Below are 13,052 nucleotides of genomic sequence, written 5' to 3' on the forward strand. Positions count from 1 at the left end.
CCTCGGCCTCCGCGCGGTCGCGCAGCCGGCGGGCTCGGCGGCCCTCGCCGGTGGCCTGGGCGGGGATCGGCTGCTCCTCGGGGAGGTCGTCGTCGACGTCGCGGCGGCGACCCGGGAGGGCGAGGACGACGAGGACGAGGGCGAGGGCGCCCTGGGTCCAGGTCCACAGGGTGTGGGTGAACGGGTCGTCGTACGTGACGTCCAGCTTGCCGCCGGTGGAGGGGAGTTCGAAGCCCTGGGCCCAGCCGTCGACGGTGACGCTCTTGAGGGGCTTGCCGTCGAGGGTGGCGCTCCAGCCGTCGGCGACGGCGTCGGCGAGGCGCAGGACGCGGCCGTCGGGGCCGTCCTCGACCTTGGTGTGGATCTCGACGGGGCCCGCCGCGACCGCGACCGGTGTACCGGAGCCGTCCTGGGTGACGATCGCCGCGCGGGACACCTCGCGGTTGACGCGCCACAGGGCGCTGCCGTTCTGCTGGCTGAGGCGGGCGAGGCCGGGCGTGGCGTCCAGGACGCGGGCGACCTCGCGCGGGGCGCCCTTGTGGACGAGGACGTAGCGCACCGCGAACTTGCCGAGCTCGGCCGTCTGGTCGGCGCCGGAGCCGGCGACGAGGTTGGCGACGACCTTGTCGAGCTGCTTGTTCTCGCCGTCGGCGGCGGCGGTCTCGGCGTCGCCCATGCGGGTGCCGGAGCCGCGGACCAGCATGTAGGAGACGTGGGCCGCGGAGTCGCTGTCGAGGACCAGTGTGCGGGCCTGGTCGCGGGTGCCGGCCTCCTCGGCGACGAACGCGGGCACCTGGACGGGGTCGCGGCGCTCCAGTGGGCTGTCGGCACCCCGGATCATCCAGCCGGCGGCGATGAGCAGCGGGCCCGCGGCGGCGGCGAAGGCGATGAGGGCGGCGACGGGCTGGCGCCAGCCGAAGCTCTGCTCGGCGACCCGGGAGCGGGCGCCGTCGGCGCCGAGCATCGCGGCGCACAGCAGGGCGAGGCCGTAGACGAGGGTGGCGGGGCCCGCCCACGCGTCGCCGTTGGACAGGACGGCGAGGACGAGGCCGACGAGGGCGACGGCCCAGGCCGCCCACACGCCGGTGTGCCGCTCGGAGCGCAGCAGGGCGGCGAGCGCGGCGAGGACGACGCCGATCAGCATCAGCCCGCTGACGGTGCCGGGGCCGCCGGGGCTCGCGCCGAGGAGGTCGAGGGCGCTCGCGGCGGAGGCGCCGAAGTCCAGGCCGGCCTCCTGGAAGAAGCCGGTCGGCAGGAGGGACAGCGACCAGGGGGCCAGGATCAGCAGGGGGGTGCCGAGCTGGGCGAGGAAGCGCAGGCCGTAGGCGAGCGGTTCGGTGCGGCGCAGGGCGAGGACCGCGAGGCCGAGGATCAGGGCGATGGGCCACACGATCGGCGTGAACGCGGTGGTGATCGTCAGCAGCAGCGCGTACGCCCAGGTGGCCCGCCAACTGCCGCGCGCGCCCGAGGAGTGCGCGAAGCCGCTCGCGGCGACGGCGGCGCGGGCGATCAGCGGGAGCAGGACGGCGAGGACGGCGGTGCCGATCCGGCCGCCCGCCAGGGCGCCGGTGACGGCGGGCAGGAAGGCGTAGACGACGGCCGCCCACGCGCGCAGGAGGCGTGAGGTGACGAGCGGGCGGGAGGCGAAGTAGGCGGTGAACCCGGCGAGCGGGACCGAGCCGACCAGCAGGACGGTGACGGCGAGGCCGGTCGAGCCGAACAGCAGGGTGGCGAGGGCGGCGACGATCGCGAGGTAGGGCGGGGCTGCGGGGGTGCCGCCGGCGCCGACCGGGTGCCAGGCGTCGGTGTAGCGGTTCCACAGCTCGGAGGCGTCGGCGGGTGCGGGCAGCAGGGCGCCGCCGGCGAGGGCGCCGGTGCCGAGCAGGGCGCGGCAGGCGGCGAGGGAGATCAGCAGGAGGGCGAGGAAGAGCACCGGGCCGGGTTTGCGGGCGATGCGCTTGAGGCGGGCGAACTGCTCGATCTCCAGGAAGTCCGCGTCGTCCCCGCCGGGGCCCGACTCGATGCCGCCGCCGTGCCTGCCGGGGGCGGTCTCGGTGTCGGAGGAGTCGAGGAAGCTGCCGGCGGCCTGTTCGACGGTGGCCCGCAGGGTCGCGCCGGGCGGCGGGAGCAGGGCCCGCAGCTCGCCCTTGTCGATGACGGGCTTCCCGCGCGCGCGGCGCCCGGCGATGATCCGCTCGGGCCGCAGCAGGGTGCCGAGCAGTCCCCGGATCTCGTCGACGGCCTGGCCGGGGACCTTGCCGACGAGGTAGGCGAGGGTCCGCAGGACCGTCCCGATCACGATCCTGAAGAGCACCCAGGGCAGCGCGGCCGTACGGCTGTTGACGAGGAGGGTGTAGACGGCGCCGGCCTTGTCGACCTTGTGCGGGGAGGCGGCGGTGCGGCCCCCGCAGTCGACGTCGCGGCGCTCGCGGGAGGCCGCCTCGGCGTGCCGGACGACGGCCTCGGGGGCGACCAGGACGCGGTGGCCGAGGGAGGTCGCGCGCCAGCAGAGGTCGACGTCGTCCCGCATGAGGGGCAGGCGGCGGTCGAAGCCGCCGAGGTCGTCGAAGACGTCCCTGCGGATCAGCATGCCGGCGGTGGAGACGGCGAGGACCGGGCGGACGTGGTCGTGCTGGCCCTGGTCCTGTTCGCGGCGGTCGAGGCCGGTCCAGCGGCGGCCGGAGGGGGCGATGGTGACGCCGACTTCGAGGAGCTGGCGTTTGTCGTACCAGCCGCGGAGTTTGGGGCCGACGACCGCGACGTCGTCGCGGCCCAGCTCCATCTCGTTGTCCACGACGCGCAGGAGTTCGGCGAGGGCGTCGGGTTCGGGGGCGCTGTCGTCGTGCAGGAGCCAGAGCCACTGGACCGGTTCGCCGTAGGGCAGTTCCGGCATCTCGTAGGCGTCGTCGCGCCAGGTGCGCGTGACGGGGTCCCAGCCGCTCGGGCGCTTGAGGTAGGGCAGTTCCTCGGGGGTGAGGCGCGGTGCGGTGCGGACGGCCTCCTCGACGGCCTGGCCGAAGCCGGTGCGCCGGGCGAGGTGCAGTACGCGGCCTTCGCCGAGGGCCTCGGTGAGCAGGTGGGCGGAGTCGTCCGCGCTGCCGGTGTCGGCGGCCACGACGGACTGGACCGGGCGCTCCTGGCCGAGCACTCCGGCGAGCGCGTCGGGCAGCCAGCGGGCACCGTCGTGGGCGACGAGGACCGCGGTCACCACGTGACGCGGGAACTCTGGCGTGGCAGCGTCGCGGGCTGCCGTATGGCTGTGCACGGACATCGAGGTACGGGCCCCGGTTCGATGGACTGCGGTGAACCCCCGCGCCCGGTGAGGACGGTGGGGTTTCTCGGACGAGCGACCACACTATCGGCTGGGCAAGACCACGGCCCGCCGCCTGTGGATAACCCACCGGCGACGGGCCGTTCGAGATGTTCCGTGCGAGGTCAGACGCCTCTTACGACTGTCATACCGCCGCTTTCTTGAGCCGACGGCGCTCGCGTTCCGACAACCCGCCCCAGATGCCGAAGCGCTCGTCGTTGGCGAGGGCGTATTCGAGGCATTCGGAGCGGACCTCGCAGGCGAGGCAGACCTTCTTGGCCTCGCGGGTGGAGCCGCCCTTCTCGGGGAAGAAGGACTCGGGATCGGTCTGGGCGCACAGCGCGCGCTCCTGCCAGCCGAGTTCCTCGTCCGCGTCGTCGACCAGCAGTTGCTGCACCAGCTCGGTCATGTGCGCCCCTCGTCTGTCTTTCGCGTCCCCGTGCCGGGGCCGTCAACCGTCAAGCGGTGGCGGCCAAACGACACGAGTGAAATTACAAGTGTGATGCTCCGGGCGAGTCAAGCCGAGATCTGCTATTGGGCCCCTTATTCACTCTGCGGAACCAAGGAGGCGCGGAAAGTGTTCAAATCGCCATAAACCTTGACATGCAGACGAGACCTGACGGCCTGTACGGGAAAGGACGCCATCAACTGCGTTCTCGTTCCGACACGCGGGTCACGCGCCCGGTTGTGCGCCATGTGTCCCGGTGAGCGCATGAACAAACCTTTCGTCTCACAGACGTACCGGATGGGGTGAATCGCGTCCCACCCTCCGGGTGTCGAGTTGACAGTGCGGGTGTGAGCCGCTGTCCTAGTGGGCATGCTCGCGAACTTGGCCACCACCTCGACCCGCACCGCCGGGTCCCTCGGTGCTGCCCGCGCTCGCCGTGGCTGTTGTTGCTGTCCCAGCTGTTGAGCCCCACCGCGCTCCGGCTGCCCGGCTGAGTCCACTCGCGACCCGGCCGGCCGCACCCCCTCCGCCCGCACCAGGGCACCTCTGCCGCCCGTGACCCGGGCGGCCGGTACGCGACACCCAGCCCCCGCACCGCGACTCCCGCCGAGGACACACCGCACCCCATGAACAGCGACAACGACCTCCAGATCGCCGGCGACATCCTCGAAGTACTCCACCTGCTCCAGCCCCCGCGCGAACACCCGTCCACCGTCGCCGAGTTCGTCGGCCTCGCCCGGGACATCGCCGCCGACCGCTCCCAGTGGGAGCACCTCGTGCGCTACGACGCCACCAGCCGCTGGTACCACCGGCTGCGCACCGGACCCGGATACGAGGTCTGGCTGCTGTCCTGGCTCCCCGGACAGGACACCGGACTCCACGACCACGGCCCGTCGTCCGGCGTGATGACGGTCCTCGACGGGACGCTCACCGAGCGCACCGAGCGGGGGGTGCGGAAGCTCTCCGGGGGCGCGCAGCGCGTGTTCGCGCCGGGGTACGCGCACGACGTGGTGAACGACACCTGGGAGCCGGCGGTCAGCCTGCACGTCTATTACCCGGGCCTCACCGAGATGCCGATGCACACGGCCGCGCAGGCGTGCGCCGGGCGCGAGGAAGTGCGCGCGGCGAGCGTCTGAGCCAGCGGGGCCACCGCGTTGTCAGTGCCGCCTGCAAGACTTGGTCCCATGCGCATAGTGGTTCTGGCAGGCGGTATCGGCGGTGCTCGCTTCCTGCGCGGTCTGAAGAAGGCCGTGCCGGACGCGGACATCACCGTGATCGGCAACACCGGCGACGACATCCACCTCTTCGGGCTGAAGGTCTGTCCCGACCTCGACACGGTGATGTACACGCTCGGCGGGGGCATCGACGAGGAGCAGGGCTGGGGGCGGGCCGACGAGTCGTTCCGCGTCAAGGAGGAACTCGCCGCGTACGGCGTCGGGCCCGAGTGGTTCGGGCTCGGGGACCGGGACTTCGCGACGCACATCGTGCGGACGCAGATGCTCGGCGCCGGGTACCCGCTCAGCGCGGTGACCGAGGCGCTGTGCGACCGGTGGCGGCCAGGGGTGCGGCTGCTGCCGATGTCCGACGACCGGATCGAGACCCACGTCGCCGTCGAGATCGACGGCGAGCGCAAGGCGATCCACTTCCAGGAGTACTGGGTCAAGCTGCGCGCGTCCGTGCCCGCGCTGGCCGTCGTCCCCGTCGGCGCCGAGCAGGCCAAGCCGGCGCCGGGTGTCCTGGAGGCGATCGCCTCGGCGGACGTCATCCTCTTCCCGCCGTCCAACCCCGTCGTCTCCGTCGGGACGATCCTCTCCGTGCCGGGGATCCGGGAGGCCGTCGCCGACGCGGGGGTGCCGGTCGTCGGGCTCTCCCCCATCGTCGGGGACGCGCCCGTGCGCGGGATGGCCGACAAGGTGCTGGCCGCCGTCGGGGTCGAGTCGAGCGCCGCCGCCGTCGCCGAGCACTACGGGTCCGGGCTGCTCGACGGGTGGCTGGTGGACACGGCGGACGCGGGGGCCGTGGCGCGCGTGGAGGCGGCCGGGATCCGGTGCCGGGCCGTGCCGCTCATGATGAGTGACGACGAGGCGACCGCCGTGATGGCGGGCGAGGCGCTGAAGCTGGCGGAAGAGGTGCGCGGTGGCGAATGAGTACCGGGTGTGGGCCGTCGACGGGCTGCCCGAGGTGCAGCACGGGGACGATCTCGCCAAGCTGATCGCCGGGGCCGAGCCGGGGCTCGCCGACGGGGACGTCGTCGTCGTCACCTCGAAGATCGTGTCCAAGGCGGAGGGGCGGGTCGTCGCTGCGGACGACCGGGAGGCCGCCATCGACGCGGAGACCGTGCGGGTCGTCGCGCGGCGGGGGACGCTGCGGATCGTCGAGAACCGGCAGGGGCTCGTGATGGCCGCGGCCGGGGTCGACGCGTCCAATACGCCGGCCGGGACGATTCTGCTGCTGCCCGAGGATCCCGACGCGTCCGCGCGCGGGATCCGGGACGGGTTGCGGGACGCCCTCGGGGTCGATGTCGGGGTCGTCATCAGTGACACGTTCGGGCGGCCCTGGCGGGCCGGGCTCACCGATGTCGCCATCGGGGCGGCGGGGGTGCGGGTGCTGGACGATCTGCGGGGTGGGAGTGACGCGTACGGGAATCCGTTGAGCGCCACCGTCGTCGCGACCGCCGATGAGCTCGCCGGGGCCGGGGACCTCGTCAAGGGGAAGGCCGACGGGTTGCCTGTCGCCGTCGTGCGAGGGTTGCCGCATGTCGTGTCCGGGGAGCCGGGCGTCGGGGGGCGGGATCTGGTGCGGGATTCCCGGAGCGACATGTTCCGGCTGGGGACGTCCGAGGCTGTGCGGCTCGCTGTGACGCAGCGGCGGACTGTGCGGGCGTTCACGGACGACGTCGTCGATCCCGGGGCCGTGCGGAGGGCTGTCGCCGCGGCCGTCACCGCGCCTGCGCCGCATCACACGACGCCGTGGCGGTTCGTGCTGCTGGAGTCCTCGGAGGCTCGGGGGCGGTTGCTCGATGCGATGCGGGATGCGTGGGTGGCGGATCTGCGGAGGGACGGGAAGTCCGAGGAGTCCATCGCGAAGCGGGTGCGGAGGGGGGATGTGCTGCGGGACGCGCCCTATCTCGTGGTGCCCTGTCTGGTGATGGACGGGGCGCATTTCTATGGGGATGCCCGGCGGGACGGGGCTGAGCGGGAGATGTTCGTCGTGGCCGCCGGGGCTGGGGTGCAGAACTTTCTCGTGGCGCTCGCCGGGGAGCGGTTGGGGTCGGCGTGGGTGTCGTCCACGATGTTCTGCCGGGATGTGGTGCGGGAGGTGTTGGGGCTGCCCGAGGGGTGGGATCCGATGGGGGCTGTGGCTGTGGGGCATGCGGCTGAGGAGCCTCGGGAGCGGGGGGAGCGGGGGGTGGAGGGGTTTGTTGAGGTGCGGTGAGGTGGGGTGAGGTGAGGTGGGTGGGTTGGCTCGGGTGAGGTGGGGTGGGCTGGGCAAGGTGGGGGGTGGGCTGGGGCGGTCTTTGATCGGCTCCGGCTCCGGTCCGATTCTGGCTCGGCTCGGCTGTGGATTCGGGTCCGGCCCAGCCCGGCTCGGTTCAGCTCGGCTCAACCCGGCTGCGGATTCAGGTCCGGCCCAGCCCGGCTCGACTCGACTCGACTCGACTCGACTCGACTCAGCCTGGCTCGACTCGGCTGCGGATTCAGGTCCGGCTCGGCTCAGCCTGGCTCGGCTGCGGATTCAGGTCCGGCCCGGTCCAGTTCAGTTCGGCTCAGCTCGGCCCAGCCCAACTCGGCTGCGGATTCGGATCCGGTCCGGCTCGGTTTGGCCCGGCCCGGCTCGGCCCGGCTCGGTTCGGCCCGGCTCGGTTCGGTTCAGTTCGGCCCGGCTCGACTCAGCCTGGCTCGACTCAACCCGGCCCAACTCGGCTGCGGATTCGGGTCCGGCTCGGCTCGGCCCGGCCCGACTGTGGATTTGGGTTCGGCTTGGTTTGGTTTCTTCAGGTTTGGTTTGTGATTGGTTTGTCAGGAGGGTTTATGGCAGGGCGGTTTGGGGCCCGGCCCACTCGTACGAGCGTGCGGGGTGGGGATGTCGGGGTGCCTCCTGTCCGGGGGGTGGAGGTGGCGCGGGCCGGGCGGGTGCGGGTGTATGTGCCGCCGGGGGCTGTTGATCTCGGGCTGGTGCTGGGGCCGCTTCGGCGGGGGCCCGGGGATCCTACGTTTCGGGTGACTGGCGATGGGGCTGTGTGGCGGGGGAGTCTGACGCCCTGTGGGCCTGGGGCGTTGCGGGTTTCGGTGGAGGGGGGTGCGGTGCGGGGGGAGGCATGGGGGGCGGGGGCCGAGTGGCTGCTTGATCAGTTGCCCGCGCTGGTGGGGGGACTTGATGATCCGTCCGGCTTTGTGCCTCGGCATCGGGTGGTGGCTGAGGTGTGGCGGCGGCGGGAGGGGTTGCGGCTCGGGCGGACCGGGTTGGTGGTGGAGTCGTTGATTCCTTCTGTGCTGGAGCAGAAGGTGACGACCGAGGAGGCTTATCGGGCGTGGGGGGCGTTGGTGCGGAAGTTTGGGGAGCGGGCGCCTGGGCCTGCGGCTGGGGGGCGGTTGTGGGTGATGCCGGCGCCTCGGGTGTGGGCGGGGATTCCGTCGTGGGAGTGGCATCTGGCGGGGGTGGATGACAAGAGGGCGGGGACTGTGGTGCGGGCGGTTCGGGTGGCGGCGCGGTTGGAGGAGGGGGTGGGGGTTTCTGCGGAGGAGGCTTGTCGGAGGTTGGAGAGGGTGGTGGGGGTGGGGGGTTGGACGTCGGCGGAGGTGGTGCAGCGGAGTCATGGGGCGGTGGATGTGGTGACCGTGGGGGATCTGCATCTGCCGGGGATCGTGGGGTGGGTGTTGGGTGGGGAGAGAGGGGGTGATGATCGGCGGATGTTGGAGTTGCTGGAGCCGTATTCGGGGCAGCGGCATCGGGCTGTGCGGTTGGTTTTGTTGAGTGGGAGGGGGCCGGAGAGGAGGGGGCCTCGGATGGCTGTCGGGGATATCCGGGGGCTTTGATTCGCCCCCGCCGCCCCTACCCTTCCCGTCCTCAAGGGGCTCCGCCCCTTGGACCCCGTTGGGTGCGTTGTCGGGTGCGGGTGCGTTGTGGTTGATCGCGCAGTTCCCCGCGCCCCTGGAGGTCGGACCAGTGGAGGCCTGTTTCGAGGCAGGTCGCGTTGGGCAGCGCCGTCCGGCCTGCCCGCCATCGCCGTCGGCTGCCTCTCTCCGTCGCCGTCCGCGCCCTGCCCTCGTCGCCGCCGTCTGGGCGCCCCTCGCCGTCGGCTGCCCCACTCCGCCGCCAGCCCTTCGTCCTGCCCTCGCTGCCGTCTGCGTGCCTCTCGCCTCCGCCGTCGGCCTGCCCCTCGCCGGCCGGTCTGCCCATCCCCGCCTCCGGCCGGCCTGTTCCTCCCCCCTTCGCCCTGCCCTCGCCTCCGCCGCCGTCTGCGCGGCCATCGCCGGCCGGTCTGCCCCTCCCCACCTCCGGCCGGCCTGTTCCTCCCCCCTTCGCCCTACCCTCGCCTCCGCCGCCGTCTGCGCGACCATCGCCGGCCGGCCTGCCCCTCCCCTCTTCGCCCTGCCCCCTCTCCCCTACTGGTCCGACGAGAAGCGGACCGCGCCCGCTGGGATTCTGGCGTCGCACCAGATTCTGGCTCCGGTGTGGAGTTCGTTGTCGGGGCCGATGATGGCGTTGTCGCCGATGACGGTGCCGGTGAGGATGGAGCGGGTGCCGATTCGGGCTCGGGTGCCGATGAGGGAGTCGGTGATGACGGCGCCGGGTTCGATCACCGCGCCGGGGAGGATGGTGGAGCCGGAGACTCGGGCTCCTTCTGAGATCAGGGCGCCTTCTCCTACCACCGTGCCGCCGGTCAGTTTCGCGTCGGGGGCAACCCTGGCCGTGGGGAGGATGAGGCGGTCGCCGCAGCGGCCGGGGACGGCCGGGGAGGGGGCGCGGCCGAGGACGAGGTCGGCGGAGCCTCGGACGAAGGCGGCGGGGGTGCCGAGGTCGAGCCAGTAGGTGGAGTCGACCATGCCCTGGAGGTGGGCGCCGGCCTGCAACAGGCCGGGGAAGGTTTCTCGTTCCACCGAGACCGGGCGGCCCGTCGGGATCGTGTCGATGACCGAGCGGCGGAAGACGTAGGCGCCCGCGTTGATCTGGTCGGTGACGATCTCCTCGGGGGTGGTCGGCTTCTCCAGGAAGGCGAGGACCTTGCCGGTCTCGTCGGTGGGGACGAGGCCGTAGGCGCGGGGGTCGGTGACCTTCGTGAGGTGGAGGGAGACGTCGGCGCCGGTGGACTCGTGGGTGTCGACGAGGCGGCGGATGTCGAGGCCGGTGAGGATGTCGCCGTTGAAGATGAGGACGGGCTCGTCGGGGCCTGCGTGCAGGCGCGAGGCGACGTTGCGGATGGCGCCGCCGGTGCCGAGGGGCTCGTCCTCGGTGACGTACTCGATGTGGAGGCCGAGGGCGGAGCCGTCGCCGAAGTACGGCTCGAAGACCTCCGCGAGGTAGGAGGTCGCGAGGACGATGTGGTCGACGCCCGCCGCTCGTGCCCGCGCCAGCTGGTGGGTGAGGAACGGCACGCCGGCCGCCCGCACCATCGGCTTGGGGGTGTGCACCGTGAGCGGGCGCAACCGGGTGCCCTTGCCGCCGACCAGGAGGATCGCTTCTGTCACCTGTCGTCTCTGCTTCCTGCCGGGACCGGCCGAACTGTCCGTCGACCGGTCGGTGATATGCGGGCTTGCTTCTCGGGTTCTGCTCTGCGCACCCCGGCCGGCCTGCTTCCCGGCCGGGGGTCCGGGGGTTGTCCCCCGGGAGGACGCAGCATGCGGGCTTGCTGTTCGGGATCTGCTCTGCGGACCTCGGCCGGCCTGCTTCCCGGCCGGGCTTGCTTCTCGGGATCTGCTCTGCACACCCCGGCCGAACCGCCTCCCGGCCAGGGATCCGGGGGTCGTCCCCCGGGAGGACGCGGCGTGCGGGCTCGGCTGTGCGTGCCTGACCGGGAGTTCTCGTTCGCCATGTGTCCTCCACCGGTCCGGTCGCGTTCTCCGGTCAGCGGCCCTGGTAGTGGGCGGCGGACGAGCGGGCCGTGGCGAGCTTGCCGTAGAGCAGGCGCCCTGGGCAGTCCGTCGCGAAGCCGTCGCGGTGACCGGAGATGACGTTCAGTCGTACGTTCTTTCCTTTTCGGTAGAGATTGCCACCCGCCGACTTCAGATATGTCGTTCCTCGGGGATTGACCCCGTAGATCCCGAGCTTCCACGCCGAGAGCTGGGCGACCGCCTTCACCGCGGCGGCGGACGGCTTGGTGCCGCCGTACGTGCCGATCACCGCGATGCCCACGCTGTTGGCGTTGAAGCCGAGGGTGTGGGCGCCGAGGACCGGCTTGGTCACTCCCCCGGCGCGGCCCTCGTAGATGGTTCCGCACTTGTCGACGAGGAAGTTGTAGCCAATGTCTTTCCAGCCCATGCTCTTGACGTGGTAGCGGTAGATACCACGAATGACGGACGCTGCCTGAGAGCATCGGTACCGGTTCCCGGTGGCCGTGTGGTGAACGAACACCGCCTTCACGCTCTTCGTGTAGGAGAACTTCTTCTCCCGGAGCGTCTCGTCCGCCCCCCACCCCTTGCGGGTGACGATCCTCGGCCGGGGCCCGCCGTGCGGCAGGGTGCGCGGGAGTGCGGGGACGACGGTGTCGGCGACCGGTACGGCGATGCGGGCGCGGGCTCGGGGCGGGCCGACGACGGGGACGTCCTCGGTGCCGGGGTCGACCAGTTCTGCACGGAGTCCGGTGGGCAGGGTACGCGTTCCGGTCGTTTCCGGTCGCACCCGGAGTTCGATTCCGTCCGAATCGCCGACCCAGAGGGGGGCCGTTCCGCCGCGGGGGCGAGGGGAGTCGTGTTCCGGGGTGCCGGGCTCGGCGCCATGGTCGTCCGCGTGGGTCTCCAGGTCCTGCCAGTCGGACCAGGTGTCGGTGCCGGTGGGGCGGGTGCGGGCCTGGACGGTGGCGTCGAGGTGGGCCGCGGGGTCGTCCCAGACGACGCCGAGGAGGGAGAAGGGGTGGACGTCGCGGCGGGGGACGCCCGGGGCGGCGCCGACGGCTCGGGTGAGGGGGGTGAGGGGGAGCGACTGGGTGCTTCCCGGGGCCGTGAGGGCGGAGGCCGGCCGGGCGGCCGGCGTCGCTGCGGCGGGCGGGAGGGGGGACAGGGAGAGGGTGACGCCGATCGAGACAGCTAGCAATCCACGCATACAGACGATATTGAACATAGTCAGACATATCTGTCCATCGGGGAACTGACGGGCCGTCGGATCCGTTCGGCCGAACCGGTGAGCGTGCGCCCGCGTGGGCGCACCCGCTCCCCCGATACGCTTGCGCGGGTGAACGCCACCGATCGCACCCCCGCCGACCTGCTGCGTTCCGCGCTCGCCGCGGACCCGGCCCGCCCCCTGGTGACCTTCTACGACGACGCCACCGGCGAACGCGTCGAACTCTCCGTCGCCACCTTCGCCAATTGGGTGGCCAAGACGGCCAACCTCCTCCAGGACGGCCTCTCCGTCGAACCCGGCGACCGGGTCGCCCTCCTCCTGCCCGCCCACTGGCAGACCGCCGCGTGGCTCCTCGCGTGCGCCTCCGTGGGCGCCGTCGCCGATGTGCACGGCGATCCGTCCCGCGCGGACGTCGTCGTCGCCGGTCCCGACAGCCTCGACGCCGGGCGCGCGTGCCGGGGTGAGCGGTACGCGCTCTCCCTCGCGCCTCTGGGTCGCCGCTTCCTTCCCACGCCGCCCGACGGCTACACCGACTACGCCGTCGAAGTCCCCACCTACGGCGACCGGTTCGCCCCCTACGCCCCCGTGGACCCCGAGGCCCCCGCGCTCGTCGTCGCCGGTGCCGAGTTGAGCGCCGCCGAGGTCGTCGACCGGGCCCGCACGGACGCCTCCCGTCTGGGCCTCACGGGGCCCGGGGGGCGCCTGCTGAGCGGCCTGTCGTACGACACCTGGGACGGCCTCAGCGCCGGGCTGTACGCGCCTCTCGCCAGCGGGGGGTCCGTGGTGCTGTGCCGGAACCTGGAGCAGGCGGGGGCGGAGACGGTCGCGCAGCGGGTGGAGAGCGAGAAGGTGACGGCGACGGCTCGCTGAACCCTCCGGGGGACCGGCGTGCGGACGTGCTCGGCGTGGGCGCGGTGCGGGACCGGCACCCGCCCGGCCCACCGGGAATGCCGTCGCGTCGAGCACATCGTCGACCGCGAGGCCGCTCACCCGCCGGGGGTACCTGGCCGTGGCCGG

At 72.5% G+C, this 13,052-nt stretch carries 9 protein-coding genes; 5 read left to right on the plus strand and 4 right to left on the minus strand.

The features are described 5' to 3' along the window. Together ACVNF4_RS23490 and ACVNF4_RS23495 are read right to left on the minus strand one after the other, a co-directional pair. Positions 1–3,271 (minus strand): glycosyltransferase family 2 protein (locus ACVNF4_RS23490; protein WP_461804854.1); only part of this gene is annotated, 3,271 nt, incomplete at its 3' end. Positions 3,272–3,455: 184 nt separating this feature from the next. Beyond that, the gene (locus ACVNF4_RS23495; RefSeq protein WP_003975777.1) at positions 3,456–3,719 is read right to left on the minus strand and encodes a WhiB family transcriptional regulator; all 264 of its coding nucleotides are present in this window, start codon (positions 3,717–3,719) and stop codon (positions 3,456–3,458) included. Between the two features lie 665 nt (positions 3,720–4,384). On the opposite strand from ACVNF4_RS23495, the gene ACVNF4_RS23500 reads away from it, so the two are divergent. The 4 genes from ACVNF4_RS23500 (at position 4,385) to ACVNF4_RS23515 (ending at position 8,794) form a co-directional block, all read left to right on the plus strand. Further along, positions 4,385–4,894: a cysteine dioxygenase gene (locus ACVNF4_RS23500; protein ID WP_461804855.1), complete on the plus strand. Its 510-nt coding sequence runs from the start codon at positions 4,385–4,387 to the stop codon at positions 4,892–4,894. A gap of 48 nt (positions 4,895–4,942) precedes the next feature. Next, positions 4,943–5,905 carry a 2-phospho-L-lactate transferase gene (cofD, locus tag ACVNF4_RS23505; RefSeq protein WP_461804856.1) on the plus strand — a complete coding sequence of 321 codons (963 nt, stop codon included), beginning with the start codon at positions 4,943–4,945 and terminating at the stop codon, positions 5,903–5,905. Continuing rightward, the gene (locus tag ACVNF4_RS23510) at positions 5,895–7,193 is read left to right on the plus strand and encodes a coenzyme F420-0:L-glutamate ligase (RefSeq protein WP_461804857.1); all 1,299 of its coding nucleotides are present in this window, start codon (positions 5,895–5,897) and stop codon (positions 7,191–7,193) included. Before cofD ends, ACVNF4_RS23510 begins: the two co-directional genes overlap by 11 nt. A 596-nt stretch (positions 7,194–7,789) precedes the next feature. Then, positions 7,790–8,794, plus strand: coding sequence for a DNA-3-methyladenine glycosylase family protein (locus ACVNF4_RS23515; protein WP_461804858.1), 1,005 nt, complete (start codon positions 7,790–7,792; stop codon positions 8,792–8,794). Between the two features lie 570 nt (positions 8,795–9,364). Here ACVNF4_RS23515 and manB read toward each other — a convergent pair. Both manB and ACVNF4_RS23525 read right to left on the minus strand, forming a co-directional pair. Next, complete coding sequence (gene manB / locus ACVNF4_RS23520; RefSeq protein WP_461804859.1) at positions 9,365–10,447, minus strand: mannose-1-phosphate guanylyltransferase; 1,083 nt, start codon at positions 10,445–10,447, stop codon at positions 9,365–9,367. A 376-nt stretch (positions 10,448–10,823) separates the two neighbouring features. Further along, entirely contained in the window at positions 10,824–12,017 is a 1,194-nt protein-coding gene (locus ACVNF4_RS23525) for a peptidoglycan recognition protein family protein (RefSeq protein ID WP_461804860.1), read from the minus strand. Between the two features lie 129 nt (positions 12,018–12,146). Between ACVNF4_RS23525 and ACVNF4_RS23530 the strand changes: the two genes are divergently transcribed. Next, complete coding sequence (locus tag ACVNF4_RS23530; RefSeq protein ID WP_461804861.1) at positions 12,147–12,905, plus strand: TIGR03089 family protein; 759 nt, start codon at positions 12,147–12,149, stop codon at positions 12,903–12,905. Positions 12,906–13,052: the final 147 nt, after the last annotated feature.

This window comes from Streptomyces sp. S6 (assembly GCF_054880855.1).